At 71.0% G+C, this 24,476-nt stretch carries 24 protein-coding genes and 2 pseudogenes; 10 read left to right on the top strand and 16 right to left on the bottom strand.

Annotated elements, in window-relative coordinates:
- Window positions 1–3: 3 nt before the first annotated feature.
- The 7 genes and pseudogenes from ACQEVU_RS17510 to ACQEVU_RS17480 all read right to left on the bottom strand — a co-directional run bounded on the left by ACQEVU_RS17510 (window position 4) and on the right by ACQEVU_RS17480 (window position 6,459).
- Window positions 4–1,326, bottom strand: a complete 1,323-nt coding sequence (locus tag ACQEVU_RS17510) for an ABC transporter substrate-binding protein (protein WP_433324687.1) — start codon at window positions 1,324–1,326, stop codon at window positions 4–6.
- A gap of 121 nt (window positions 1,327–1,447) precedes the next feature.
- Window positions 1,448–2,350, bottom strand: a complete 903-nt coding sequence (locus tag ACQEVU_RS17505) for an aldo/keto reductase (RefSeq protein WP_433324685.1) — start codon at window positions 2,348–2,350, stop codon at window positions 1,448–1,450.
- Window positions 2,347–3,003 carry a ThuA domain-containing protein gene (locus ACQEVU_RS17500; protein WP_433324683.1) on the bottom strand — a complete coding sequence of 219 codons (657 nt, stop codon included), beginning with the start codon at window positions 3,001–3,003 and terminating at the stop codon, window positions 2,347–2,349. Before ACQEVU_RS17500 ends, ACQEVU_RS17505 begins: the two co-directional genes overlap by 4 nt.
- Window positions 3,000–4,409, bottom strand: a complete 1,410-nt coding sequence (locus ACQEVU_RS17495) for an aldehyde dehydrogenase family protein (RefSeq protein ID WP_433324681.1) — start codon at window positions 4,407–4,409, stop codon at window positions 3,000–3,002. Before ACQEVU_RS17495 ends, ACQEVU_RS17500 begins: the two co-directional genes overlap by 4 nt.
- Window positions 4,410–4,679: 270 nt before the next feature.
- Window positions 4,680–5,101 (bottom strand): annotated as a pseudogene (locus ACQEVU_RS17490) (ISL3 family transposase); the annotation flags it as partial.
- 114 nt (window positions 5,102–5,215) lie between these two features.
- On the bottom strand, window positions 5,216–6,136 hold the full coding sequence (locus tag ACQEVU_RS17485) for an SDR family NAD(P)-dependent oxidoreductase (RefSeq protein WP_433324679.1): 921 nt from the start codon (window positions 6,134–6,136) through the stop codon (window positions 5,216–5,218).
- A complete protein-coding gene (locus tag ACQEVU_RS17480; protein WP_433324677.1) occupies window positions 6,133–6,459 on the bottom strand; it encodes a DUF1330 domain-containing protein in 327 nt (108 codons plus the stop codon). Before ACQEVU_RS17480 ends, ACQEVU_RS17485 begins: the two co-directional genes overlap by 4 nt.
- 413 nt (window positions 6,460–6,872) lie before the next feature.
- Here ACQEVU_RS17480 and ACQEVU_RS17475 point away from each other — a divergent pair, with 413 nt between their 5' ends.
- Both ACQEVU_RS17475 and ACQEVU_RS17470 read left to right on the top strand, forming a co-directional pair.
- On the top strand, window positions 6,873–7,478 hold the full coding sequence (locus ACQEVU_RS17475; protein WP_433324675.1) for a TetR/AcrR family transcriptional regulator: 606 nt from the start codon (window positions 6,873–6,875) through the stop codon (window positions 7,476–7,478).
- Window positions 7,479–7,931: 453 nt separating this feature from the next.
- Window positions 7,932–8,120 carry a hypothetical protein gene (locus ACQEVU_RS17470; protein ID WP_433324673.1) on the top strand — a complete coding sequence of 63 codons (189 nt, stop codon included), beginning with the start codon at window positions 7,932–7,934 and terminating at the stop codon, window positions 8,118–8,120.
- Window positions 8,121–8,288: 168 nt separating this feature from the next.
- Here ACQEVU_RS17470 and ACQEVU_RS17465 read toward each other — a convergent pair whose 3' ends face one another.
- Entirely contained in the window at window positions 8,289–9,191 is a 903-nt protein-coding gene (locus ACQEVU_RS17465; protein WP_433324671.1) for a hypothetical protein, read from the bottom strand.
- A 294-nt stretch (window positions 9,192–9,485) separates the two neighbouring features.
- Between ACQEVU_RS17465 and ACQEVU_RS17460 the strand changes: the two genes are divergently transcribed.
- From ACQEVU_RS17460 to ACQEVU_RS17450, 3 genes are read left to right on the top strand one after another with little or no spacing between them, the layout of a single operon-like run.
- A complete protein-coding gene (locus ACQEVU_RS17460; RefSeq protein ID WP_433324669.1) occupies window positions 9,486–10,067 on the top strand; it encodes a dihydrofolate reductase family protein in 582 nt (193 codons plus the stop codon).
- A 43-nt stretch (window positions 10,068–10,110) separates the two neighbouring features.
- Window positions 10,111–10,533: a YciI family protein gene (locus ACQEVU_RS17455; protein WP_433324667.1), complete on the top strand. Its 423-nt coding sequence runs from the start codon at window positions 10,111–10,113 to the stop codon at window positions 10,531–10,533.
- A 2-nt stretch (window positions 10,534–10,535) separates the two neighbouring features.
- Entirely contained in the window at window positions 10,536–11,801 is a 1,266-nt protein-coding gene (locus ACQEVU_RS17450) for an RNA polymerase sigma factor (protein WP_433324665.1), read from the top strand.
- 139 nt (window positions 11,802–11,940) lie between these two features.
- Here ACQEVU_RS17450 and ACQEVU_RS17445 read toward each other — a convergent pair whose 3' ends face one another.
- Window positions 11,941–12,510, bottom strand: a complete 570-nt coding sequence (locus tag ACQEVU_RS17445; protein ID WP_433324663.1) for a DUF1349 domain-containing protein — start codon at window positions 12,508–12,510, stop codon at window positions 11,941–11,943.
- A gap of 27 nt (window positions 12,511–12,537) precedes the next feature.
- Window positions 12,538–12,729: a hypothetical protein gene (locus tag ACQEVU_RS17440; protein WP_433324661.1), complete on the bottom strand. Its 192-nt coding sequence runs from the start codon at window positions 12,727–12,729 to the stop codon at window positions 12,538–12,540.
- Window positions 12,730–12,977: 248 nt separating this feature from the next.
- On the opposite strand from ACQEVU_RS17440, the gene ACQEVU_RS17435 reads away from it, so the two are divergent.
- Window positions 12,978–13,100 carry a hypothetical protein gene (locus tag ACQEVU_RS17435; RefSeq protein ID WP_433324659.1) on the top strand — a complete coding sequence of 41 codons (123 nt, stop codon included), beginning with the start codon at window positions 12,978–12,980 and terminating at the stop codon, window positions 13,098–13,100.
- Complete coding sequence (locus tag ACQEVU_RS17430; RefSeq protein ID WP_433324657.1) at window positions 13,097–14,056, top strand: ricin-type beta-trefoil lectin domain protein; 960 nt, start codon at window positions 13,097–13,099, stop codon at window positions 14,054–14,056. Before ACQEVU_RS17435 ends, ACQEVU_RS17430 begins: the two co-directional genes overlap by 4 nt.
- A 2-nt stretch (window positions 14,057–14,058) precedes the next feature.
- Here ACQEVU_RS17430 and ACQEVU_RS17425 read toward each other — a convergent pair whose 3' ends face one another.
- Complete coding sequence (locus ACQEVU_RS17425) at window positions 14,059–14,583, bottom strand: hypothetical protein (protein ID WP_433324655.1); 525 nt, start codon at window positions 14,581–14,583, stop codon at window positions 14,059–14,061.
- A 285-nt stretch (window positions 14,584–14,868) separates the two neighbouring features.
- Between ACQEVU_RS17425 and ACQEVU_RS17420 the strand changes: the two genes are divergently transcribed.
- Window positions 14,869–15,789, top strand: a complete 921-nt coding sequence (locus ACQEVU_RS17420; protein WP_433324653.1) for a DNA-processing protein DprA — start codon at window positions 14,869–14,871, stop codon at window positions 15,787–15,789.
- An 898-nt stretch (window positions 15,790–16,687) separates the two neighbouring features.
- Window positions 16,688–18,604 carry a multicopper oxidase family protein gene (locus tag ACQEVU_RS17415; protein WP_433324651.1) on the top strand — a complete coding sequence of 639 codons (1,917 nt, stop codon included), beginning with the start codon at window positions 16,688–16,690 and terminating at the stop codon, window positions 18,602–18,604.
- Window positions 18,605–18,623: 19 nt separating this feature from the next.
- On the opposite strand, the gene ACQEVU_RS17410 is transcribed toward ACQEVU_RS17415, so the two are convergent.
- From ACQEVU_RS17410 to ACQEVU_RS17395, 4 genes are all read right to left on the bottom strand, one after another.
- On the bottom strand, window positions 18,624–19,835 hold the full coding sequence (locus tag ACQEVU_RS17410; protein ID WP_433324649.1) for an ROK family transcriptional regulator: 1,212 nt from the start codon (window positions 19,833–19,835) through the stop codon (window positions 18,624–18,626).
- Between the two features lie 89 nt (window positions 19,836–19,924).
- The gene (locus ACQEVU_RS17405) at window positions 19,925–20,821 is read right to left on the bottom strand and encodes a M48 family metalloprotease (protein ID WP_433324647.1); all 897 of its coding nucleotides are present in this window, start codon (window positions 20,819–20,821) and stop codon (window positions 19,925–19,927) included.
- Entirely contained in the window at window positions 20,818–21,201 is a 384-nt protein-coding gene (locus ACQEVU_RS17400) for a BlaI/MecI/CopY family transcriptional regulator (protein WP_433324645.1), read from the bottom strand. The genes ACQEVU_RS17405 and ACQEVU_RS17400 overlap by 4 nt, the downstream gene beginning before the upstream one ends.
- 72 nt (window positions 21,202–21,273) lie before the next feature.
- Complete coding sequence (locus tag ACQEVU_RS17395) at window positions 21,274–22,860, bottom strand: sensor histidine kinase (RefSeq protein WP_433324643.1); 1,587 nt, start codon at window positions 22,858–22,860, stop codon at window positions 21,274–21,276.
- Between the two features lie 137 nt (window positions 22,861–22,997).
- On the opposite strand from ACQEVU_RS17395, the gene ACQEVU_RS17390 reads away from it, so the two are divergent.
- A complete protein-coding gene (locus ACQEVU_RS17390) occupies window positions 22,998–23,834 on the top strand; it encodes a glutamate decarboxylase (RefSeq protein WP_433324641.1) in 837 nt (278 codons plus the stop codon).
- A 198-nt stretch (window positions 23,835–24,032) separates the two neighbouring features.
- Here ACQEVU_RS17390 and ACQEVU_RS17385 read toward each other — a convergent pair.
- Window positions 24,033–24,437 (bottom strand): annotated as a pseudogene (locus ACQEVU_RS17385) (CoA-binding protein); the annotation flags it as partial.
- Between the last annotated feature and the right edge of the window lie 39 nt (window positions 24,438–24,476).

Raw genomic sequence — 24,476 nt, 5'->3', positions numbered from 1 at the left:
GCGTCAGCCGAGGGTGAAGCCGAGCTTCTTCATGTCGGCCGTGGTGCTCTCCTGGATCGTGTCCAGCGCGGCGCCGAACGAGGTGTTGTTCTGCAGCGCGGCGCCGAACGCGTCGGTGTAGCCGCGGAACGTGACGGTGACGTTCGGGCCCCAGATCGAGAAGCTGCGCGACGAGGGCGCGACGCCCTTCACGACCGTGTAGAAGTCCGGCTGGTTGGGCAGGAACGCCGGCGGCTTCTGCAGGATCGGCAGCGAGCGGCCCGACGTCGAGGCCGGGTACACGTTGATGTTCTCGACCTGCGCGGCGACCGCGGTGTCGTCGGCGTTGAGCCACGACACGAACTGCGCGGCCTGCGCCGGGTGCGCGGAGTCGGCGGTGACCGTCACCGCCGAGCCGCCCCAGATGCCGGTCGTCTTGTCACCGGCGGTCCAGGCCGGCAGCGGCGCCGCCGCCCACTTGCCCTTGGTCTGCGGCGCGATGCCGCCGAGCTGGGCGGGCGCCCAGGCGCCGGAGATCCAGGTGGCGATGGTGCCGTTGTTCATCTGCTTGTTCCACTGCGGCGAGAACGACGGGTTCTTCAGCACCAGGCCGGTCTTGACCAGGTTCTCCCAGTAGTCGGCGACCTTCTTCGACTCGGGGCCGTTGATGTTGACCTTCCAGGTCGTGCCGCTGGCCGTCCACCAGTCGGCGCCGGCCTGCTGGACCAGGCCGGTGAACCAGCCCGGGTCGGCGGCGTCGAAGTTGGTCATCGACACGTTCGGCGCCTTCTCGTGCAGGGTCGCGGCCTCCTGGGCGTACTGCTCCCACGTCGTCGGCACCGCCAGCCCGTACTGCTGGAAGAGGTCGGCGCGGTAGAACAGCATCAGCGGCGCGACGTCCTGCGGGATGCCGTAGACCTTGCCCTCCAGCTTCGTCGCGCTCAGCGTCGCCGCGTCGAAGTTCTTCACCGCTTCCTTGGTGTACTCCGTGATGTCGCGCACCACGCCGCCGGAGACGAGGGCGGGCAGCGACTGGTACTCCACCTTGGCGATGTCGGGCCCGTTCTTGGCCTGGTGGGCGGTGATCATCTTGGCGACGAGCTGGTCGCCGCCGGCCGGGTTGGTCAGCGTCACGTGGATGTCGGGGTGCGCGTCGTTCCACAGCGCCACCACCTTGTCCATGTTGGGGTCCCAGTCCCAGAAGGTCAGCTCGACCTTGCCGCCGGCGGCGCCGCTGGCCGCGGCGTCGGGGGCCTTGTCGTCGCCGGAGCAGCCGGCCGTGAGCGCGAGCCCGGCGGCGAGGATGCCGGCCAGCAGGGGGCCGGAGCGTTTGCGGAAGAAGTTCATGGCGGTTCCTCACTGAAGGGGTGTGTGCGAGGCGCGTTCAGAAGCTTTCCCTAAGACTTAAGGTAAGTCTTGAGCATGATGGGGTCAACGGTGGTCGTGCGAAATCAGGCCGGGGCTCGAACTACGCGGGCAAGGCCCGATCGGCGCCGACCAGGCCGAGCTCGACCAGCTCGGCCCAGAACGCCGCCGGGATCGGCCGCGCCGCCGCGGCCAGGTTGCGCTCGAGCTCCTCGGCCGACTTGGCGCCGACGAGCACCGAGGCGGCCTGCGGGTGTGCGGCGGCGAACTGCAGGGCGGCGGCGACCAGCGGCACGCCGTGGCGGAATCCCACCGCCTCGATGCGGGCGACCCGCTCGAGCACGTCCGGCGGCGCCGGACGGTAGAGGAAGTGCGCGCCCGGCACGGCGCCGGTGGCCAGAATGCCGCCGTTGAGCACGGCCCCGAGCACGACGCGCACGCCGCGCTCGGCACATGCGGCGAACAGCTCGTCCGCCTCGTACTGCTGCAGCAGCGTGTAGCGGTTGGCCAGCAGCATGACGTCCATGTCGGTCTCGCGCACGAACCGGTGCAGCATCGCCGTCTGGTTCATGCCCGCGCCGACGGCGCCGACCACCCCGCTCGCGCGCAGCTCGGCCAGGGCCGGCCACGCCTCGTCGATGGCGCTTTCCCAGTGGTCGTCGGGGTCGTGGAGGTACACGATGTCGATGCGGTCCGTCCCGAGGCGGCGCAGGCTCTCCTCCAGCTGGCGGCGCACGGCGTCGCGGCCGAAGTCGAACACCGTCGTCCCGCCCGGCACCACGCTGCGGCCGACCTTCGTCGACAGCACCAGGCCTGCGGGGTCGCGGCCGGCCAGGAACGCGCCGAGGCGCTCCTCGGCCAGGCCGGCGCCGTAGAAGGGGGCGGTGTCGAAGTACCGTATCCCGAGCTCTTCGGCCCGCTCCAGGCACCGCTGCGCCGCTTGCGCGTCCACCAGGTCGGGGAGGATGCCCAGGGGCGCCGTACCGAACCCGAACGGGGCCTTCATCGACTCGCCCAAACCAGCCCGCGCGCCGTCAACGTACGCACCTGCGGCTGTTGCAGGTCCTCGATGCGGTGGCCGATGGCGGAGAAGAAGATCCGCCCGCTCCCCCACTGCCGGGTCCACACGACCGGCATCGCCACCGGCCCCTCACCCTGCCCGCCGTCGGCCGGCTCGACGATCGTGCTGGCCAGGGTGTCGTTGCGGGCGTCGGCGAGCATCCAGTACTGCTCGGTGTGCACGGTGAAGTCGCCGATCCCGGCGACGATCGGGTGATCGGCCCGCCCGGGCTCGATCCGCACCCGGTGCTCGATGAACTCCGCCGGGTGCCACAGGAACAGCCCGCCGACCATGCGCAGGTACTCGTGGTCGTCGTCGAACGTGGCGACCAGCCCGCCGTGCCAGCCCGCGAGTCCCGTGCCGGCGTGCACGGCCCTGCGCAGCCCCGCGCTCTGCTGCGCGGTGAGCGTGCCGCCGGTCCAGCACTGCACGATGAGGTCCGTGCGCGCCAGGAGGGCTTCGTCGCGGTACACCTCGAGGTCCTCGGCGACCGTGACCTCGAACCCGGCGTCAACGAGGTCGGGCCGGAACAGCTCGGTGGTCTCGACCGGCGCGTGCCCCTCCCAGCCGCCACGGACGACGAGGGCCCGGCGCGTCACCGCCGCCCCGCCGGATCGCCGGTCCAGTCGGGCAGCGTCAGCGGCGTGCGCTGCACCCCGATCCACTGCCGCTTCGTGAAGCCCGGCATCTGATTCTCGGCGCCGTGGCGCGCGTGGGCGTCGTTGACGTGGACCTCGCCGGCGTGCAGCCGCTCGGCGACGCCGAGACCGCGGATGAGGTCGGCCGAGAAGACCGAGTTCATCAGCATCGGATACCCGTTGACCAGCTCGATCGCCTCCTCGTCCGAGTCGGCCACGGTGATCGGGACAACCGGGCCGAAGATCTCGTCCCGGAACGCGGGCATGTCCGGGGTGACGCCCGTCAGCACCGTCGGGCGGTAGAAGAGGCCATCGTACGTGCCGCCGGTGACGAGCTTCGCACCCATGGCGACGGACGGCTCGACGATCTCGCGGTGCAGCCGGTCGCGCTGCGCCTCGCTGATGAGCGGCCCGAGGTCGGTGCCCGGATCGAGCGGGTCGCCGACGGTGAGCGCCTCGACGCGCCGGGTCACGGCGTCGACGTACCGTTCCAGCACCGCGCGGGCCACGATGTGCCGGCTCGCGCTGATGCAGGTCTGACCTTGAAACTCCAGCGACGCCACCATCGCGGCCGACGCCGCCAGGTCGATGTCGGCGTCGTCGAGCACCACGAACGCGTTGGAGCCGCCGAGCTCCAGCCGCACGGCCCGCAGCTCGGTCGCCGCCGACGCCGCGATCGCCACCCCGACGGCCCGCGATCCGGTGAAGTCAAGCAGGTCGATGCCGCGGTGCTCGGCCAGCGCATGCCCCGCCTCGGCCCCGTCGCCGGTGACGACGTTGAACACCCCGGCCGGCAGCCCCGCCGCGTCCGCCGCCCGCGCCAGGACCTCCCCGCCGATGATCGGGGTCAGCTCGGCCGGTTTGAGCACGATCGTGTTGCCGAACGCGAGCCCCGGCGCCACCGCGCGCATGGCGAGGTTCATCGGGTAGTTCCAGGGCGTGATGATGCCGAGCACGCCGAGCGGCACGGCCCGCGACATCGACAGCTTGCCGGCCTTGTACGGCTGCAGCAGGTCCCCCGCCGAGTCGGTCGCCTGCACCGCGGAGATCTGCAGCTGCCGGATGCTGGCGCCGACCTCGTCCTCGGCCTTGGCCCGCACGCCGCCGGTCTCGCGCATGCTCTGCCGGACCAGGTCCTCGTAGTTGGCCTCGAGGTACGCCCCGAAGCGCCGCAGGTAGCCGGCCCGTTCCGGCGCGCCGAGCGCCGCCCACCCCGGCTGCGCGGCGCGGGCGGCCCGCACCGCCAGCTCGACGTCGTCGGCGTCGCCCCGCCCGTAGGTCCCGATCGGCGCCCCGGTGGCCTTCTCCAGCACCGGCCCGGTCCGCCCACCTACGGGGTCCCGGAACGTTCCGTCGATGTACAACATGCGCGGACTCCCTCTGCACTTACGTTAAGACTTAAGGTAAGTGTCGAGCGAGGCCCCGTCAATGCCCTACCGCCGACCGCGAGAGTCCGCGCGTTCGAGTCCCGCCTGCCCCACCAAAGCGGTCCGCTGCGCCCACTCATGATCATGAGCCGACTTTGGCAGCGGCCGCTTCAGACCCCACACCCCCACGTGCTGCGCGAACTCGAGGCCGCGAACCTCCGGGTTCGCATGGCGGTCGATCTTATTCCGCTCATCGCCACCATGTCGCGGTAGACCTTCGGCGACCCGCGCGACACTCAGGTGCGCGACGACGATCCCTTCCAGCGCCCAGCGCAGCCCCCGTCGGGACAGCCTCGCGCGCGGCTCGACGGCGCGGCTGGTCTCCTGGCGCCACACGTGCCCGCACTGTGCGCATCGGTAGCGGCGGACCGTGACCAGCAGGACCGTCGGGCGCCATCCGAACGGCTCGTGGGTCAACCGCCGGACCACGCTGTCGCGCGGGGCGCCCTCGCAGCCGCAGCGCCTGCACCACCGCTCATCGCGGGCTCAACGACCCGGCACGCTAAGACCGCCCGGTCGGACTCGAGTCGTTGCCCGGTGACTTCGAGCCCGAGCTCGTCCAGGCGGCAGAACGCCGTCAGATCGGCACGGCCGAAGCCCGCATCGACAGCAACACCGGTCGCGTCAGGCACGTCGAGGTCCTCCGTGTGGGTGGCGTAGGAACCGTCATCCGCGGGAGACCTCGATGTAGCGGCCACGAATTGCGGGTCGAGGTCCAGGTCCAACGTCTCCCGGCCGACGAGTCGTCATGAAATGAACCGGTGGATGGCCTCGTTGGCGTGGTCCTGAAACGACGGGTTGGACAGGTTGGGGAGGAAGTCTGCTTGGTTGACCATGGGACCGTTCAGCTTGTTGGCCGCGCTGGCGTAGAACGCGCCGCTCGACAGGGTTGGATCGGTGACGCCGTCGACCAGTCGCTTCGCGCCCACGTCAAGTGGGTGCGCGAGACCCAGGGCGGGCAGGACGTATTTGGCCGCTAGCCGCATCGGCAAGGGGAGGTCACTGGCTGCTCGGGTGCCGGTGGTGTTGCCAGGGCTCACGGTGACGAAGCGGTGGTCGGGGTGCTGGCGGGCCAGGGAACCCATCCAAAGCGCCCCGATGTACTTGGCCTGCCCGAAGGCGAGGTTGAAGTCGGGCTTCCTGCCGGCGAAGTAGCTGCCGTCGATGACGGTGGCGAGTTCGTCCGTTGAGGTCGAGACGAACGAGGGCCCTTTCATCCGCAACTTGGGGACCCCCCTGACTGCTTCACTTCCGGCGAAGACCGCAACCTCACCAAGCCGACCCTCGGCCAAAAGACCTTCGAGGAGGACGACATGGCCAAGGACGTTCGTCGCGAACACGGTGGTGACCCCGTCGGCGGTCAGTTCCATCGACTGCGGGCCAATGACACCAGCGTTCATGACCAGCGCGTCAATGGATCCGTCGATGGCCGCGAGGCCTACGCGAACCGAAGCCAGATCGGCGACGTCCATGATGACGACGTCGAAGATGCGCCGACCGGTCGCGACTTCAAGCTCGGCCTTTGCCGCTATCGCCCGATCTTTGTTCCGACACGCCAGGTAGATCCGTGCAGTCTCGGGACGTAATGCCAGTTGCCGGGCCACCTCTTTGCCAAGCCCGGCGTTGGCGCCCGTGATGAGCACTGTCTTTCCTTGGAGCGCGCTCATTTCGATTCCTTCTTCTCGTCTGTGGGTGTGGGCGCAGGCAGGCCATCCAGCAAGCTGAAACGGACATCCATCGCGATACTCCGCACGTCGATCAACTGCTGATATTCCGGCGAGTTGTACCACCCAAGGGCCGTGTCACGGTCGGTAAACCGCACGAGCACCCCTGAACTGAGCGAGCCGTCGCCGTGCAGGACTTCCCACTTACCGGCGGCGATCACCTCACCTCCATGCTCGTGGGCCGTCTGACCAGCAATAGGGGCGTATTTCTCGCGGTATATCCCCGGATCCTTGACCGTGAATTCGACAATGACGTATGCGCTCATCGAGACCCTCCTTCGTTGTTGGTTGTGTAATGTGCTGTAGGCCGTCACGCCCAAACGGCACCGCCGACGGGCGCTTCGTCGCCACGCGACCCTCATCGACCGCGAGTCTGACGCCGCGGACGACACCGGGCGTCATCACGGGCGAGGAAGACGACCGCCGCAACGCCTTCCTCACGCCAGCTGCGCCGCCTCCTGGCGCGAGGGTTGCGAGCTGTTTCCCACTCTCGTCGGGGACGGCTTCCACCATCCGGGCGCGCGTCGGGGCCGGCGTCAACGGCGTTGCCCCAGACACCTCGTCCAGCCCGCGACCAGAGCAGATTGCCGCTTATGTCCGTCACAAAAAATGGGTTACACGACTCACTATGCCAACTCAAGACTGGGTTGTCAAACTCAGAACCTGTTAGTGTGGGTGCATGAACGACGAGACGATCGACCGGCCGAGGCTGACCCCCAAAGGGGCACGCACCCGGGCGCGGATAGTGGAGGCTGCTGCCGCGCTGATCCATGCGCGGGGGGTGGCGAACACCACCTTGGAAGACGTCAAGGTGGCGGCCGAAGTCAGCGGCTCTCAGATGTACCACTACTTCCCCGACAAGAACGAGCTCCTCCAGGCGGTCATCGCCTATCAGGCCGACTCCATCGTCAGTCGCAACAGGCGCGTGCTCAGCGGCGCGCACGGAGTCGAGGCGTGGCGGAACATGGTGATCAGCGCCGCGAGGAGAACCAAGGCAAAGGGGGGCTGCCAACTTGGCTCGCTCGTCGGTCAACTCGCCGAGACCGACCCCGAGGCCCGAGCGCTCATCGCGGCAGGGTTCGATCAGTGGTCGGCCACGATCGCCGAAGGACTCAGATCCCTTCATGCCCATGGGGAACTGCAGTCCGACATCGACCCAGACGACCTCGCTATTACTCTGCTCGCCACGCTCGAAGGTGGACTTCTACTCGCCCAGGTACTCGGGAATAGCCGCCCCTTCGAAACTGCGATAGATACCCTCCTCGCCCTTGCCATCCACACTTGAGCCCGTACTCGGCTGACGTCTCGCTTCGAGCCCGACGAGTAGCCCCGAGTACCACCGTGACCCACGCACCCTGCGAGATCCAAGCCAATACGACTCGCAACGAACAGACCGTCCTTCGGCACCGGGCAGGGACACTTCGCGAGTGTGAAGCCCAGCGAGGTGTGGCTCTCGCGGCACAGCCGGGCGACCTCAAGTTTTCGTGCACTGGCGAGGTCCTTTAGATCGGCAGCGTGAGCCACTTCCGACGTCGGAGGACCTCGACCGCCCCCCAGGGCGGTTGCGTAGTCGAGCGGCGAGGTGTTGAGCAGGGAGTTCGTGCGGTGAGGGAGCCCTGCGGAGGCCGCAGAAGCGGGTAAGGCCGCCCTGACCGCCGCCGACGCCCGACCCGCAGACCTGCAGGACTGGATCCGCCGCGCCTGGCACATCGAGAACCGCCTCCACCACGTCAGGGATGTGACGTTCCGTGAAGACCTTCACCAAGCCCGGACCGGCACCGGACCCGCCGTCATCGCCACCCTGCGCAACACCGCAATCGGCTACCACCGCACCCACGGCGCCACCAACATCGCCCGCGCCAACCGCCGCCCACACGACCTCATCGCCGCCGTGACCAGCAGTTATCCCACAACGCAATCACCCTGACCGCCACCCCGCCACCGATGCACCCACAAGCCCTACACCCTGCACTGCGAAGAGCCAGAAAACGGATTCTGCGCAAGTTCCTCAAGCATCAGGTCGCATTGCGGCGGCAGCATCCTGAGCAGGTGAAGCGGCAAAACGCCAGTGCCAACGAGTGGACTCTCGCCACTCTCAAGGCGAAGAAGGTCCTCGAATCTGCACACCGGCACGTCGCCGCCGGCCGGGAGTTTGCGGTGCCGTTCCGGGATCGTCGCGGAAAGCCAGCCCGGCCGCGTCCATCGCGGCTCGTAGGTGGCGTAGGGCGTAGGGCCCGACTCCGTGGAGTGCCTGCACCTCGGCCTCGCTGAGTTCGGCAACCTGTTCAAGGTTGACCACGCCGTGCGAGGTGAGCGCGCGAGTCGCGGCCGCGCCCAGGTGTGGCAGCCGGGTGCCCGGCTCCGGAACCGGCCGGCCGGGGGACCGCCGGGGATGCCCCTCGTGGTCCAGGACGGCGTCGCCGCGGGCCGAGAGCCGGTAGCCGATGTCGAGCGATTCGGTAAGGCCGCGCTCCTTGAGCTTGCGCACGTTCTGTTTGAACGCCGGGGTGTCGCGGCCCATCCGTTGCGCGAGGTCGGGAGCCCGGGTGGCCGGCAGCTCGTCGATCAGCAGCAGCGTCGCCCTGGTCCAGGGCCCGGTCGGCGAGGCGCGGTCAAGCCGATCGAGCCACGCGACGATCGCCTCGATCTCCGCAGCCTCGGGCACCGATTCCCGCAACGCGTGCCGCGGGTCCGCGCCTGCGTACCGCAACCCGATCCGAAACACTGGCCGGTCGGGGTGCAGGCGGTCCAACCCCAGCCGAAGCGCGGCCAGCGACACCGCGCCGGCCCGGCGGGCGTCTGCCGCGGACAGCGAGCTCACTGCCACACGGTCGACGGACGTGACCTCGACCAGTCCGACCGCCGTACGCATCCGGGTACCGATCCTGACACGAGGCCGTTCCCACCGGCGGAACGCCACGTCGACATCACCGGCACGGATCGCCGCCAGTTCCGCCGGACGTATCTGCATGCCCAAGTTCACCACATCGCCGCGCACCCGGACCGCGGTAGTTGAGGATGCCGACCGCTCGTTCAGGAGTCCGCGATGTGAGCATCGTCGAGTGACCGATGAGCAGGCGCATACACACCGCTGCGCAGCGGGCTTGAGCTGAGGGTGGGTGCGGGCCGGCCGGTTCCGGCGTTGTGACGCAGCCTCGGCCCGCGAGGGGGCCGGTGGCTCGTAGAGCTCTTGAAAAACTTGTCGGCCGGTTGTCGAAGCCGCCCTCTCCTGTTCGAAGTCTGTACGGAAGCGACCCCGCGACCCCAGACAGATACCCTGCAGGAGAGTCCCGTGCGCAAGATCATCGCCTCGACCTACGCCACCCTCGACGGCTACATCGACAATCCCCACGAATGGACGTTCCAGTACTCGGATGAGCGGTCCCAGCAGTACGCGTTCACGATGACGCTCAAGGCGGACTCCCTGCTGCTCGGCCGGGTGACCTACGAGGGTATGGCGCAGGCGTGGCCGAGCATGGGCGGCAACCCCTACGCCGACCACGTCAACTCCATCGCGAAGTACGTAGTCGCCAACGGGCCGGTGGACACCGTTGCATGGGGACCCGCGACGGTCATCGCCGGGGACGATCTCGTCGCCGAGGTCACGCAGCTCAAGGAGCGGGACGGCGGGGACATCCTCATCTGGGGGACCGGCCGCCTGACCGACGCGCTCGCCGCGGCGGGGCTGCTCGACGAGTACCGGGTCTGGATCTACCCGGTGATCAAGGGAAACGGCGAGCCCTTGTTCCGGCCGGAGAGCGCCACCGCACTGCAGCTCGCCGACTGCACCACTTTCGACAACGGCGTGGTCGTGGTCACCTACCGCCCGGTCAGCCGACTCGCCGACGTCCCGGCCAGGACCAGCGCCAACTAGCGTTACACGGACCTGGCGGAAGCGCGGACAAAAAGGAGACGACATGCGAGTTCTGGTGATGACGAAGGGCGCCGGCGCCGACGAGGAGAAGGGCACGCCGACGGCGGAGATGTTCGAGCAGATGAAGGTGTACAACGAACAACTGGTCAACGCGGGCATCATGCTCGGCGGCGAGGGGCTGCAGCCCAGCGCCAAGGGCGCACAGGTGGTCTTCACCGAGACCGGCACGTCGGTCGTCGACGGGCCGTTCGCGGAGTCGAAGGAGCTCATCGCCGGCTACTGGATCTGGGAGGTCCGCTCGCTGGAGGAGGCCGTCGAGTGGGCCAAGAGATGTCCGTACGACCCGCGGTACGGCGCGGATCAGGTGCTCGAGATCCGGCCGTTCTATGAAATGGCAGACTTCGATGCCACGCTCACCCCCGCCGGCACTGACGAGGAGAGCCCGGCGCCCGGGGAAGAAGGATGACGATGGACGTGCGGCGTACGATCGAGGCGCTCTGGCGGATGGAGGCGCCGCGGCTGATCGCCACCCTCGCCCGCCAGATCGGGGACGTGGGGGTCGCCGAGGACCTCGCCTCCGAGGCGTTCGTCGCCGCGCTGGAGCAGTGGCCGGCCGATGGCATCCCGCCCAGGCCCGGCGCCTGGCTGATGGCCACGGCCCGGCACAAGGCGATCGACCGAGCTCGCCGCGAGGAGGCGGGCCGGCGCAAGGCCGCACTGATCGCGGTGGAAGCGCAGCCGTACACGCCCGACGTCGCCGACGACTTGCCCGACCCGATCTCCGACGACGTGCTTACGCTGATCTTCATAGCGTGTCATCCGATCCTGCCCCGGGAGGCGCGGGTCGCGCTGACCCTGCGGCTCATCGGCGGTCTCAGCACCGACGAGATCGCCCGGGCGTTCCTCGTTCCCTCGGCGACGCTCGGCCAACGGATCTCGCGGGCCAAACGCACCCTCAGCGAGGCGCAGGTTCCGTTCGAACCACCCGGCGCCGACGCGCTGCCGGCCCGGGTCGGCGCCGTACTCGAGGTTGTCTATCTCATCTTCAACGAGGGCTACTCCGCGTCCTCCGGCGACGGCTGGGTCCGCCGCGAACTGGCCCAGGAGGCGATGCGGCTGGGCCGGGTGCTGGCGGCCCTGCTGCCGACGGAGCCGGAGGTGTTCGGGCTGCTGGCGCTGATGGAACTGCATGCGTCACGATTCGCCACCCGCGCCGAGCCGGACGGAACACCGGTGCTGCTGGACCGCCAGGACCGGTCGCGCTGGGACCGCATCCTCATCGCCCACGGGCTGTCGGTGCTCGACCGCGCGGCCAAGCTCGGCCGCCCGCTCGGGCCCTACGCCATCCAGGCTGCGATCGCCGCCCATCACTCCCGCGCGAGGACCTTCGCCGAGACCGACTGGACCTCGGTCGTCGCGTTGTACGACGCACTCGCCCAGGTCGCCCCCTCACCCATCGTCGACCTGAACCGTGCGGTCGCGCTGCTCTACGCGGACGGGCCGGAGGCGGCGCTCGCGGCGATCGACGCGATCCGGGACGACAAGCGCCTGGCCCGCTACCACCTGCTGGGCGCCGTCCGCGCCGACATCCTGATCCGCGTGGGCCGGGCGGCCGAGGCCGCGGAAGAGCTCGAACACGCCGCCGACCTCGCGCCGACGCGCCACGAGCGGCAACTGCTCCGCCGGCGGATGGCCGACGCCCTCGCCGGCAAGGCCGCCGACCCCGCGCATTGACGTCGAGCGCGCCGGCGTCCTGACCGAGCTTCATCTGCGCGACCGGGTCCCGGCCGTGGTGTTCGCCTCCGAGAACGGAGTGGTACGCCCCGGTGCCGCCCCGTCGGACGGGTAGCTGCTCGGTCGCGATGCCGGTGTGCTACTCGAGGCCGTCCCGGGAGATCGGCGGCCCGATGCGGAAGTCCCGGAATGTGGCTTCCAGACCGGCACGCTCCGGCGAGCAGCACATGATCCCGACGTCCACAGTGGCGGGAAGGTCGAGATGGCCGAGGCGCAGCAACTGCCACGCGCCGTCGCCGCTGCGGCAATGCACGGTCAGTGCCGAACCGAAGCGGGTGATGCGCATCGACACCTCGCCCGGAGAGCCCTCGATCGGCGCCATCGACACGTCCGAGAACGCACGGGTCACAACGGTGCTGACGTGAACAGCGCCCGACGTAACCTCCAGGCCGGTCTTCAGCCAGTTGCGCTCGTCGGCCCGGACCATCATGCCGGCCTGGTCGAAGCGTGTCGTGTGCGCGGCGGAGACGACAACCTCGGCGCTGAAGTCACCGGTTGCCGGCCGGTGGAAGAAATGCCCGTTGTCGGTGGTCCAGCCGTAGAACGTCTCACGCCAGAAGTCGGTCTTCCACTCGGTGACCGCACGAAGGACGCCGTCCTGCAATGCCCAGTCACTCGGCTCGTTCAACCACGACATGGTCTCGAACACAGCCGAGAGCGTAACCCGAATAGGCGGTTACCGATCAAGGGGCGGGTCGGCGGGATCATTGGCAAGGATGCGTTGTGCCGCCTGTGCGTACAAGCAGGGGAAGGCGACCAGCCGCGCCCACGAGGCCAGGCAGCCTTCGCAAATGCCGTCCCGCTCGATGTGGTGTTCGAGGAATGCGAGGGCCTCGCTCCGGGTTTCGGGTGCCCTGTAGTCCTTCATGACCGTCCTTGGTGAGGATGCTGAAGATCAGGTCACGGGGGAAGGATCGCGGCGCACGTTCCGCCCCCGTGGAATGCGCCTGGGCGAATGGGCGTGGAGCGGCCTACCCGGGTTACTCGCAGTGGCGGAAGTATCGGGAATGCGTCAGATCTTGGGGCTAGCCCGCGCAGGGTGAGCGAGAGGGTGAATCTGCATATCACCCTCGGACGATCTCATCGGCGTACGGCAATGGGCATTACCGTCGGCGCATGCCGCCCTACACCCTGTTGACGACGCTGTCGGCAAGCCGCGATGACGTCGAGTACCGCGACACGAGCACCGGCGCGCACCCGACCCGACGGCCGTCGGTAGCCAAGGCGGCCGGCGAATGACGTCCGCCGACCAGACGGACCTGGGCCCGGCCGGGCCGAACCTCGACGAAGAGCCGCTTCTGGTACGTCCCTACGTCCGCCTTCGTCAGGACACCGACCAGCCGACAATCGAGGTGAAGGACGTCCCACCCCCATCGGACGGCCAACCCGAGCATCACGACCGGCCCGCGACGACCGGGCGCGCCGGCCCTCCCCGCTCGCGCCGGCGAATCGGCTCGGCCCTGACGAGGCACACCTCGGCGACACACCGCAGCCGGCGTCAACTGCTTACCGTCGGCTCGGGCGCGCTGGTCCTGCTGGTGGGCACCACCGCAGTGGTACTCGCCGTCGGCGGCCGGCCGGCGTCTCCGGCGGCCGAGGCGGACGGGCCCGCGGCACCGAACGGCGGTCACCTCACCACGGGGGCCGTGCAGGCCCCGCCGTCGTCGGCGGCGTCCAACACGGCGTCAACGGCCGAAGCGTCGCCCCTGTCCCTGTCCGAATCACCGTCCGCAGCCGCCGCGCCGGCCCCGGCATCGGACACGACCCAGCCGAGCGCGCCCCCGGCTCTCGATCAGCAGCCCGCGCCGGCGCAACCACCGCCCGCCGGCTCTCGCACCGGCCGGATCACCGGCGCCTCCGGGCTGTGCCTCGACGGCAGCTCCGGCCCGCACGACGACAAGGTCCGCAGGTGGAAGTGCGACGGCAGTGCGGGCCAGACGTGGACCGTGGCGAGCGACGGCACCCTGCAGAACCAGGGCCGATGCCTGCAGGCCGCGGGCAGCCAGGTCACCGTGCAGACCTGCGACGGCGGCCTCGCCCAGCAATGGCGCCCGGGACCCGCGGGCTCGCTGGTCAGTTCGGCGTCGGGGCTGTGCCTCGGCGGGCCGGACGACGAAGAGGACGCGGACAGCCGGGCCTCGCAGCGCATGGCCGCGTGCAACCAGTCCACCGCGCAACGGTGGACCCTGCCGTAGCGTCACCGGGGCGCGGAGATGTCCGGCCCATTCGGCGGGGCGTACTGCTTGCACGCGCCGCCGGCGGTCGGCTGCCACAGGTTCTCGCTCTCGGGTTTGGCCAGCCGGTCCGGGACGGTGAACGTGCCGTCGGGGTTCGGGTCCGGCCAGTCGGCGACGTCATTGCTGCGCATGCACCGCGCGAAGGTGCGCAGCTTCTCCATGTCGGCCGCGTTGACGACGGGGCCCTTCGGCCGGTTCGGGTAGAGCGCCTTCGACTGTCGGAAGACGTCGGCGCAGTCCTCCGGCACGGTCACTCGCTCCGCGTCGGGCGGGAAGCCCCAGGTGCCGTCGGCGGCCTGGACGGGGTCCGGGAAGTTGGGTTGGCCGTGCGCCCGGAAGCACTCGGCCACCTGCCGGAACACTCCGGCCGGATCGCCGGCGCCGGCCGATGCGCTCGACGCCACCGACGGGCTGTTGCCGCCACCGGTGCACGCGCCGAGCAGTGCGGCTGCGGCAAGCACGACCAGGAGCCGGGACGTTTTCATACCGGAAGCGTCCCGTCGCCCCCCGCCGGCAACCACCCGCAAAAGTAGGGGGCACCGGCACCCGCTTCGAGGGAGCGTGGCTGCCTGGGTGCCTTAGCGCTCGCTGCGCCGAGCGTGACGGCGTCCGCGCCGGCTCGCCGAGCCGGATCGAAGCGCGAAGCTAGAGATTTGAGTCGAACGAGTGTACGAATTACACTAGATCAGCTTCGGCACCGACCGAAGGGAAGAGTGACGGTGGACCCCAGGTTCGTGCCTTCGCCAACGACGACTTCTAGGATCGACCCTATGTCGGAAGATCGCCTGGCCGAGACCGCTGCGCTGGTTGCGCTGCTGCGACGCCCCGGTGCTCGGTGGGCGGACGTGGCGACGGACGTGCTCGTGGAAGGCCGAGCCGTGACGGTGCTACGCCGGGCGATGTATGCCGGTGCAACGCTGTTTGATGATGAGGACGCAATGGACGTGGCCATAAAGGCCGCGACCGCGGAGGTGCGTGGCTGGCTGTCGGACGGAATAGCCGTGCATTGCCTGTTCGACGCCTCATATCCAGCTCAGCTGCGCGACATCCATCAGATGCCCCCACTGGTCTTCACGCGCGGAGCGCTAGCGGAGGATAGTCGGGCGGTCGCCGTTGTCGGCACCCGGAAACCAACCGAGCGCGGCCTGACCACAGCGCGGACCATAGCAGCCGCGCTCGCCGAGTCCAGGGTCACCGTCGTGTCCGGTTTGGCGGAGGGCATCGATACGGCAGCCCATGAGGCTTCGCTGCAGGCGGGTGGGCGCACTGTCGCGATCATCGGAACCGGCGTAAATCGCTTCTATCCTGCCGCGAACAGGCTGCTCCAGGAGCGAATCGCACGGGACGGGCTGCTGCTGAGCCAGTTCTGGCCCGACGCTACCCCGGCGAAGCACACCTTCCCGATGCGCAACGCTGTCATGAGTGGATACGCCGCCGCAACGGTCGTTGTCGAGGCGGCGTACCAGAGTGGCGCTCGAATGCAGGCCCGGCTAGCGCTTCAGCACGGCCGGCCGGTTGTTCTGGTCGACTCACTGCTCGTGCACGACTGGGCGCGTGAGTACGCTACGCGGCCGGGTGTGTTCGTGGTGAGCAGCGCAGAGGAGTTACTCGGGGCAGTCGACTACATCGTCAGCCAGATACCCGACGCTTCGGATCCGCTGGAGGGTCTGCCGCCTCTTGTCCACAGGTGATGATCGGTCCGCTGGACAGAGTCCAGCGATGCGGGCCGTCGAACTGCAGCGGATCTTCCTGCGCAACGCCCTACCGGCGGGGCCAGGCGTATGCAGGGTCTGCCGCGGGTCGGTTGATCCGCGTTTCGCACGGTGCTTTCAATGCACCCAGCACCGCTCTGCGTCTGGTGGCCAGACGGCCGATGTCGTAGTTCCTATCGCCTACGCGATCAAGGGCGGTCAGCATGCTCACAATTTGGCTGTGTACAAGGCGCCGTCGCCTTCCCCTCGAGCGCAGTTCAGCCTGTCCGCCCTGGGAGTCGCGTTCCTTGGTCGACATTGGAGCTGCCTCGTGTCGGCGGCCGGTGGTCCCTTGACACACGTCGCGACCGTACCCTCCACGCGAGGGCGTCAGGGTCCTCACCCGATCGAGGTAATCGTCGCGCGTCGGGTCGGTCTACCGCTGCTGCGGGCAGTTGCGAACCCCGCGTATTCGGGCACCGATCGGGACTTTCATCGCGATCGGTTCCGGCTGTCACCTCGTGTGGCTCCGGGAAGTCGCGTGCTCCTTGTCGACGACACCTGGACCAGCGGCGGGCGCCTGCAGTCGCTTGCCTTCTCACTCAAGGACGCCGGTGCCGCATCCGTCGCGGCGGTCGTACTTGGGCGACATGTAAACCCTGCCTATGGCCCGTCAGGTCCAATGCTGGAGCGTCTTCGAGTCGCGCAGTGGTTCGATCTGGAGACGTGCAGCATCGAGACGCGTTGACCTGGACAAGATCCGCAGACTCCTAGTGGATCAGGGCTGCCGTTAGCCGAGGCTGGCACGAGCGAAAGGATTTGCTCATCCGATCCGAGCGTCCGGCGGAGATCGACGCCGTCCGGTCGGGTCCAAAGAATCGCACGGTATGGTCCGCGAGTGTTTCTTTGGGTGCACTACGCCGACATGGTGATCGCGTTGGCGCAGCTGCCGGTCGCGATGGTGGCGTGGCGGGCGGCGGCGGACAGGCCGTCGCGGACGTCCGTGGTGGCGTTCGCGGTGATGGTCGGCACGGCCGTGCTGCGCCTGGCGGCAGGGCTGCTGTTGCTGCGCTGGGGGTGGGAGTTCGCCGGGCCGCGGCTGCCGTGGGTGGTGCCCGCGCTGGTGGCGGCAGCGACGGTGTACCTCGTGTGGGTGCGCCCGGCGGTGAGCCGGGCACGTGTCGCCGCGGTGGCCGGCGCCGTCGGCGTCGTCCTGGTCGCCGCGGTCGCGCAGCTCGCCGGTGTGGGCCCGGCGGTCGTCACCGGCGCCGCGGTCCTTGGGGCGACGGCGGTGGGACGGGCGTACCGGATGGCGTGGCCCGGCCCGGCGTCCGCCCGCCGCGGCCGGTGGCAGGCCGCTGTGCGGGCCGCCGCCGGTGTTGCGTTGGTCGCCGCGGTGACGGTTGGCCTGTCCACGGCCAGCGCGCTGCCGGCGCGCAGCAGCATGAGTGGCGGCACCGTGGACACCGGTGGCGGTGCCGCGGCCGGGCATGAGCACCGCGGCGGGATCAGCGTGACCGAGCTGACCGGCGCGGACTCCACAACCGACGCGGCGGTACGCCGGTTCACGCTGACGGCGCAGGAGAGCACGGTACGGCTGGATTCCGGTGCTCAGGTGGCGGCGTGGACGTTCAACGGTGTCACGCCGGGCCCGCAACTGGTGGTACACCAGGGCGATCTTGTCGAGGTGACGCTGGTCAACCGGCTGCCGGGGGTCGGGGTGACCGTGCACTGGCACGGCGTGGACGTGCCCAACGCCATGGACGGGGTGGCCGGCGTGACCCAGGACGCGGTCGCGCCGGGGGCCGGCTTCGTGTACCGCTTCCGGGCCTCGCAGGCCGGCACGTACTGGTACCACTCGCATGAAATGTCCTCCGTCCAGGTCCGCCGGGGCCTGTTCGGCGCCCTGGTCGTGCTGCCCCGTGACGCACCGGCGCCGCAGGACGCCCTCGACGAGACGGTGCTGCGGCACACGTGGGGCGACGAGGACGGGGTGGCGACGCTCGGCCTGGCGGCCGGGGTGCAACGACGGTCGGTGCCGGCCGGGCGGCCGGTGCGGCTGCGGCTGGTGAACACCGACGGCAAGCCCGCCACGTTCGCGGTGACCGGCGCACCGGTGCGGGTCGTGGCGATCGACGGCACCGACGTGCACGAACCGGGCGTGCTGTCCGGGGCCCGGATCCTCGTCGGCGGCGGGGCCCGGTACGACGTGGAGTTCACGATGCCCGACGCCCCGGTGACGCTGCGCGCGGATGGGCCGGCCATCGTCTACAGCCCGGGCGGCGATGCGGGCCCGGACCGCGCCGCGACGGCGCCGGCGCTGCTGGACCCGGCCCGCTACGGCACCCCGGCCGCAACGCCGTTCGCGCCGGGCGGCCGCTTCGACCGGCGGTTCGTCCTGCGTATCGACGAGCGGCTCGGCTTCTACGACGGCCGCCCGGCGGTGCGGTACACCCTGAACGGCGCCTCGTTCCCGGACGTGCCGATGCTCATGGTCGCCGACGGCGACCTGGTGGAGGTCACCTACGTCAACCGCAGCGGCCAGCACCACCCGATGCACCTGCACGGCCACCACATGCTGGTGCTGTCGCGCGACGGCCGGGCCGCCACCGGCAGCCCGTGGTGGGTCGACACCCTCGACGTCGGCCCGGGCGAGACGTACCGGGTGGCGTTCCGCGCCGACAACCCCGGGCTGTGGATGGATCACTGCCACGACCTCGAGCACGCCGCGAACGGCATGATCCTGCACCTCGGCTACACCGGGGTGACCAGCCCGTTCCTGACCGGATCCGGCACGCCGAACCACCCGGAGTAGCCCGCCGCCGGGCGCCGTCTCAGCGGGCCGGCGGGCGCTCCCCGGTGGCCAGCACCTGGACGACGGGCAGCGTGGCGGCGCCGAGCGCGACGGCGTCCGTGCCGAGCTCGCCGAGCTGGATCTGCAGCTGGCCGTAGAGGTACGGCAGCGAATGGCGGCGGGCCGCCGCGCGCACGGCCGGCAGGATCTGCGGGCCGATGACCTCGGCGACCCACCCGGCCAGCACCACACGGTCCGGGGCGAGGAGGTTCACCAGGTTCGCGATGCCGATGCCGAGGTACTCGGCCGTGGTCTCCAGCACGCCCGCGGCGGGCCCGGGCGCCGCGGCGCGCGCGGCGAGCTCGGCCAGCCGGGCCTCGGTGCCGATCGCGTCGATCGGCCGGCCGCCGGACATTTCGGCATACCGCGACAGGACGGCCTCCGCGCCGACGTAGGCCTCCAGGCAGCCCCGCGAGCCGCACCGGCAGGGGGCGCCGCCGACGACGATGACCGTGTGGCCCCACTCGCTGGTGCTGCTCGTCGCGTCGCGGGAGTCGGGGCCGGTGGCGAGGGCGGCGCCGATGCCGACGCCGAGCAGCGCGACCACGCTGCGGCTGGCGCCCCGGCCGGCGCCGCGCCACATCTCGGCCTGGCCGAGGGTGCGGGCGCAGTTGTCGATGTACAGCGGGACGCTCACGCTCGCCTCGAGCATCTCGTCCAGGCGGACCCCGGACCAGCGCAGCGTCGGCGCGTGGACCGCGGTCCCGGTGCCGGTCGGCTGCACCGCGCCCGGCACGCCGACCCCGACGCCGAGCAGGGTCGCCGGGTCGACGCCGGCCTCGGCGGTCACCTTGGCGATGCCGGCGCTGACCATCCAGGCCACCGCCTCGGGCTCGAGGCTGGTCTCGGCGATGGCGAACGTCGTGGTGGCGATGCGCTGCAGGGTCCAGTCGAACAGGCCGACCTGCACGTGCGTCTCGCCGATGTCGACGCCGACCACCTTGCCGAACTCGGGCCGCACGCGCAGCAGCGCCCGCGGGCGGCCGCCGTCGGAGTCCTCCGAGCCGACCTCCGCCACCATGCCCTCGTTGACGAGGTCGCCGACGACGTTGCTGACCGAGCCGGAGCTGAGGCCCGACGTCTGCACCAGCTCGACCCGGCTGGCCGCGCCGGTGTGGTAGATGTGCGACAGCAGCGCCGCCCGGTTGCGCCGGCGCAGGTCGCGCGTCGTGTGGCGCATCCCGGTGGTCACGGTGTCAATTCTGCCAGACACCCGGCCGCACGCCGATCGGTCCATTCCCGTCCGGCCCCGCGACGCCGATCCGCAGACCCGGGCCGGGGCTACGGCAGCCAGGCCCGCAGCAGCTCGACGAACTCGGCGACCGCGCCCGCGACGACCGCGAGCGACAGCGCGGCCGGCAGCACCGCGCCGGCGTCCATGAGCCAGCGCGGGACCGTCCGGCCCGGGCGGGTGAGCGCCTCGACCCGGCGCACCGTGCTGGACCCGCTGAACCCGGCCGCGCCGGCCGGCGCGTGCGCGACCAGGGCGACCTTGGCGACGGTGTGGGCGACGAGCCGGCGGTCGGCGACGCTGCGCGCGGCGTCCTCGTCCGCGCTGCGCTCCACGAGCAGCCAGACCGCCGTCGACACCGGGCGCAGCAGCGGGTTGACGGCCGCGGCGGCCGCCGCGAGCCCGGTCGTGCGGTGGTGGTGACGGTGCAGGTGGGCGCGCTCGTGGGCGAGGACGGCGGCCCGCTCGCGCCCGTCGAGCAGGCCCAGCAGCCCGCGGGTCACCAGCACGTGGCCGGGCCGTTCGCGGCGGGGCGGGACGGCGACCGCACGCGGGCTGTCCCAGTCCACGACGAGCATCCCGTCCTCGGCGGCGCCGACGGCGTGCAGGTCGCGGGCGATGCGGCGCCGGCGCAGCAGCTCGGCCGCGAGCCGGCCGGCGAGCCACGCCAGCAGCAGGCACGCGGCGACGGCCACCGCGTCGGGGATCGGTTCGGGCAGGATGTGGCCGCGGGCGCGGGCGTGGTGGGAGTACGCCTCGATGGCCGGCACGTCATCGGCGATCGTGACGGCGACGAGCGCCAGGCAGGCGACCCCGGACCCGGCGGTGATCAGCGCCGCGACGGCGAGCGCCCGGGCGGCCCGCTCGGGCGGGCCGGAGCGGGCGGCGAACTCGGCCAGCGGCAGCAGCAGGGTGGGCAGCAGCAGGGCGGGCACCAGCCAGATCACGCCCCGCCGTCCTCCGGCTCGTCGCGCAGCAGGGCCCGCAACAGCTCGGCGTCGTCCGGGTCGAGGTCGGCGGTGAACTGCCGCAGCACGGCACGGCGGTCGCCCGGTCCGTCGAGCACGGCCCGCATCTGCCGCGCGGCCGCCGCGCTCTGCTCCTCGGCCGGGAAGTAGAGGTGGCCGCGGCCGCCCGTCAGCTTGATCCGCCGGCGGACGAGACCCTTCTCGCGAAGGCGGATGAGGATGGTCTGGACGGTGTTGTACGCCAGGCCGCCGCCGACCAGCCGCTGCACCTCGGCCGGGCTGAGCGGCCCGGCGGCCGCCCACAGCACGGCCATGACCTCGGACTCCAGCGCTCCCCCGGCTCGCCGCGGCGCGCTCATCGGCCCGTACCGCATCGATCTCGGCCCATCGGCACACAGTACCGGTGCTCGCACCGCGCGACGCACCGATCCTCAGGTCAGCGGAAGGTCCGCCTGCAGGCGGGTGCCGTGCCCGGCCGGGCTGTCCACCGTGAGCGTGCCGCTGAGCGCCTCGACGCGGTCGGCCAGCCCGGTGAGGCCCGTGCCGCGCTTGGGATCCGCGCCGCCGACGCCGTCGTCGTGCACCGCCAGGCGCAGGCGGTTGCGCTGTACCTCCACCTCGACGTCCACGTGCGTGGCCTGCGCGTACTTCGCGACGTTGGTCAGCGCCTCGGCCGCCACGTAGTAGGCCGCCACCTCGACGGGCTCCGGCAGCCGGCCGTCCAGCCGCAGGTCGAGGCGCACCGGGACGGCGCTGCGGCGGGCCAGGTTGCGAAGCGCGGGGCGCAGGCCGCCCTCGGTCAGCATGGCCGGGTGCACCCCGCGGGAGAGCTCGCGTACCTCCTCGACCGACGCGTGCAGCTCGGCCGCGACGGCGCCGAGCTGCCGGCGAAGCTCGTCCTGGCCGGGCGACACGTGGCCCTCGGCCCGGCGCACGTCCAGCGCGATCGAGAGCAGGCGCTGCTGGATGCCGTCGTGCAGGTCGCGCTCCAGCTGCCGGCGGGTCCGGTCGGTGGCGATCACGAGCCGCGCCCGCGACCCGACGAGCTTCGCCGCCTGCAGCAGGGTGATGCCCTGGCGGACGATGAGGATCCCGACGACCATCGTCTCGACGGCGACCTGCACGGGGTCGATCGGGAGGCCGCCCGCGTGCTGCACGACGAACAGCACCACCATGGCCGCGACCGGGACGTACGGCAGCAGGAGGTGCCCGGGGCGTACCACCGGGCGCATCACCCATCCCGGCCCTGGCCCGGTCGGCGTGAGCGCCGCGAGGGCGACGAGCGCGAGCCCCACGACGAACCCGGCGTCGGCCACCGTCGGAATGCTGCCCGTGCCCGCCGACACGAAGTACGCGAACAGGCTGTCCGACACCGACAGCCCGAACAGCCCGGCGCCGAGGATGATCAGCTGCCACCGGTTCGCCGCCGCGCTCGCGCCGATGAGCAGGATGACGATGACGGTCAGCAGCAGGTCGGTGACCGGGTAGGCGATCGCGACGGAGTACGCGAGCCGGGTGTTGGCGCCGGTGCGCACCACGGGGCCGAGCACGGTCGCCCAGGTGATCACGAACAGCGCGCCCGTGACCATGATCCCGTCGAGGACGGTCACCAGCCGGCCGCCGGAGCGCCCCGGCACGCCCGCCGCGGACCGGTCGGCCGCCAGCGCGATGATGGCGCCGAGCGCGAACACCGGCAGCGTCAGGTAGCCGGCGTCGGCCGCCGACGGGGACGGCAGCCCGATGCCGGCGAACTGCCGGTACCACGTCCAGACGCCCTGCCCGATCATCCAGCCGCACGTCCCGGCGCCCATCCACAGCCGCCACCGCCGCTGCCCACCGGTGTGCCGCGCGGCGGCGACCCAGCAGGCAGTGGTCGCGGCGAACGCGGCGCCGAGCTGGCCGAGGTCGTCGGCCAGCAGCGCCCACCGCGGGCTCAGCAGGTCCGAACAGGACAGCCCGACCACGGCGACCAGCGCCACGGCGACCGCAAGCATGATCGACCACGGCCGGTACGACAAATAGGTCAATCTCGGCCCAATTGCGGACCAGATTCCCACGCCGCAACAGTACCTTGATCGGCCGGTGGGGTCCGCGTAACGGCGGTCACCTGCGACGGGCGGCGCCGGCCCGGCCCGCCCCGTCCAGGCTTGTTCGCATGGCCGGTGCCCGACGCCTCACCATCGTCCCGCCCGGCGGGGACTCAGCCTGGAGCCCGTCGGCGCGGCTGCCCGACGAGGGCCTCGGCGCCGACGCCGCCTACCAGCTGGTCCACGACGAGGCGATGCTCGACGGCAACGCCCGGCTGAACCTGGCCACGTTCGTCGGGACCTGGATGGACCGCTCCGCCGACCGGCTCTACGCCGAGGCCCGGCAGAAGAACCTCATCGACAAGGACGAGTACCCGGCGACCGCGGAGATCGAGGACCGCTGCGGGAAGATGCTCGCCGGGCTGTGGCACGCCCCGGACCCGGACCGCACGATGGCCACCTCCACGCTCGGCTCCTCCGAGGCCTGCATGCTGGCCGGGATGGCGTTCAAGCGCCGCTGGCAGAACCGCCGGCGCGCCGAGGGCCGGCCCGTCGACCGGCCGAACCTCGTGCTCAGCTCGGCGGCCCAGGTGTGCTGGGAGAAGTTCGCCAACTACTGGGAGGTCGAGCCGCGCTTCGTGCCGATCAGCGAGGAGCACCGCACCCTCGACGGGCATGAGCTGCAGCGGTACGTCGACGAGCGCACCATCGGCGTGGTGGCCATCCTCGGCGTCACGTACACCGGCATGTACGAGCCGGTCGGGCGCATCGCCGCGGCGCTGGACCGGATCGAGGCCGAGCACGGCTGGGACGTGCCGATCCACGTCGACGCGGCGTCGGGCGGCTTCGTCGCGCCGTTCCTGCAGCCCGAGCTGGAGTGGGACTTCCGTCTCCGCCGGGTGCACTCGATCAACGCCAGCGGGCACAGAGCCCGACCGGCGAACGCCGGTGGATCACCGGTGTGACGTCGCCCGGCCCGCCCTCGCCCGCCCGATCCTGGGCGATGCGGTCCGGGTGCGGCTCACCCGGCCACCGCGGCGCTGACACGTCCGCCCACCGTGGCGCCCGGACCCGTACGGCGCGGCGTGCGCCGGCGCGACCGCCCCGGCATCCGGCTGGTGGTGCGGGACGACGCCCCGGTACACCGGGCAGGGTGGCGTTGCGCCGCCGGCCACCATCTGGCTCAGGGCACGCTCGGTACCGATGCAGGTGTCCTCGACGTAGTCCAGCCCGGCCGCGGCGGCCAGCCGCCGAGCCTCCGGGCTGGCGATACCGGCCTGCAGCCACACCGCGCCGGCGCCGGTCGCCGCCGCCTCGCGCACGATCGCGGGCGCCTCGGCCGCCGGGCGGAAGACGGCAACGACGTCCACGTGGCACGGGATGTCGGCGAGCCGGCCGTACGCGTACACGTCGAAGAGCCGGCCGGCGCTCGGGTTGACCGGGATGATCCGCCAGCCCTGCTCCTGCAGCATTCTCGGCACCCAGTGCGCGACGTCGAGCGGGTCGCGTGACGCTCCGAGCACGGCAATGATCCGGGCGTCCGCCAGAATCCGCCTCGCGGTGCGCATCGGACTCATCTCCAATCCGGACGAGTACTCCCCACCTCC

Source organism: Dactylosporangium sp. CA-139066 (genome assembly GCF_050936175.1).
Taxonomy (GTDB): Bacteria; Actinomycetota; Actinomycetes; order Mycobacteriales; family Micromonosporaceae; genus Dactylosporangium.
Note: the sequence above shows the minus strand (reverse complement) of the source record. Positions and strands in the feature narration are given on the sequence as shown.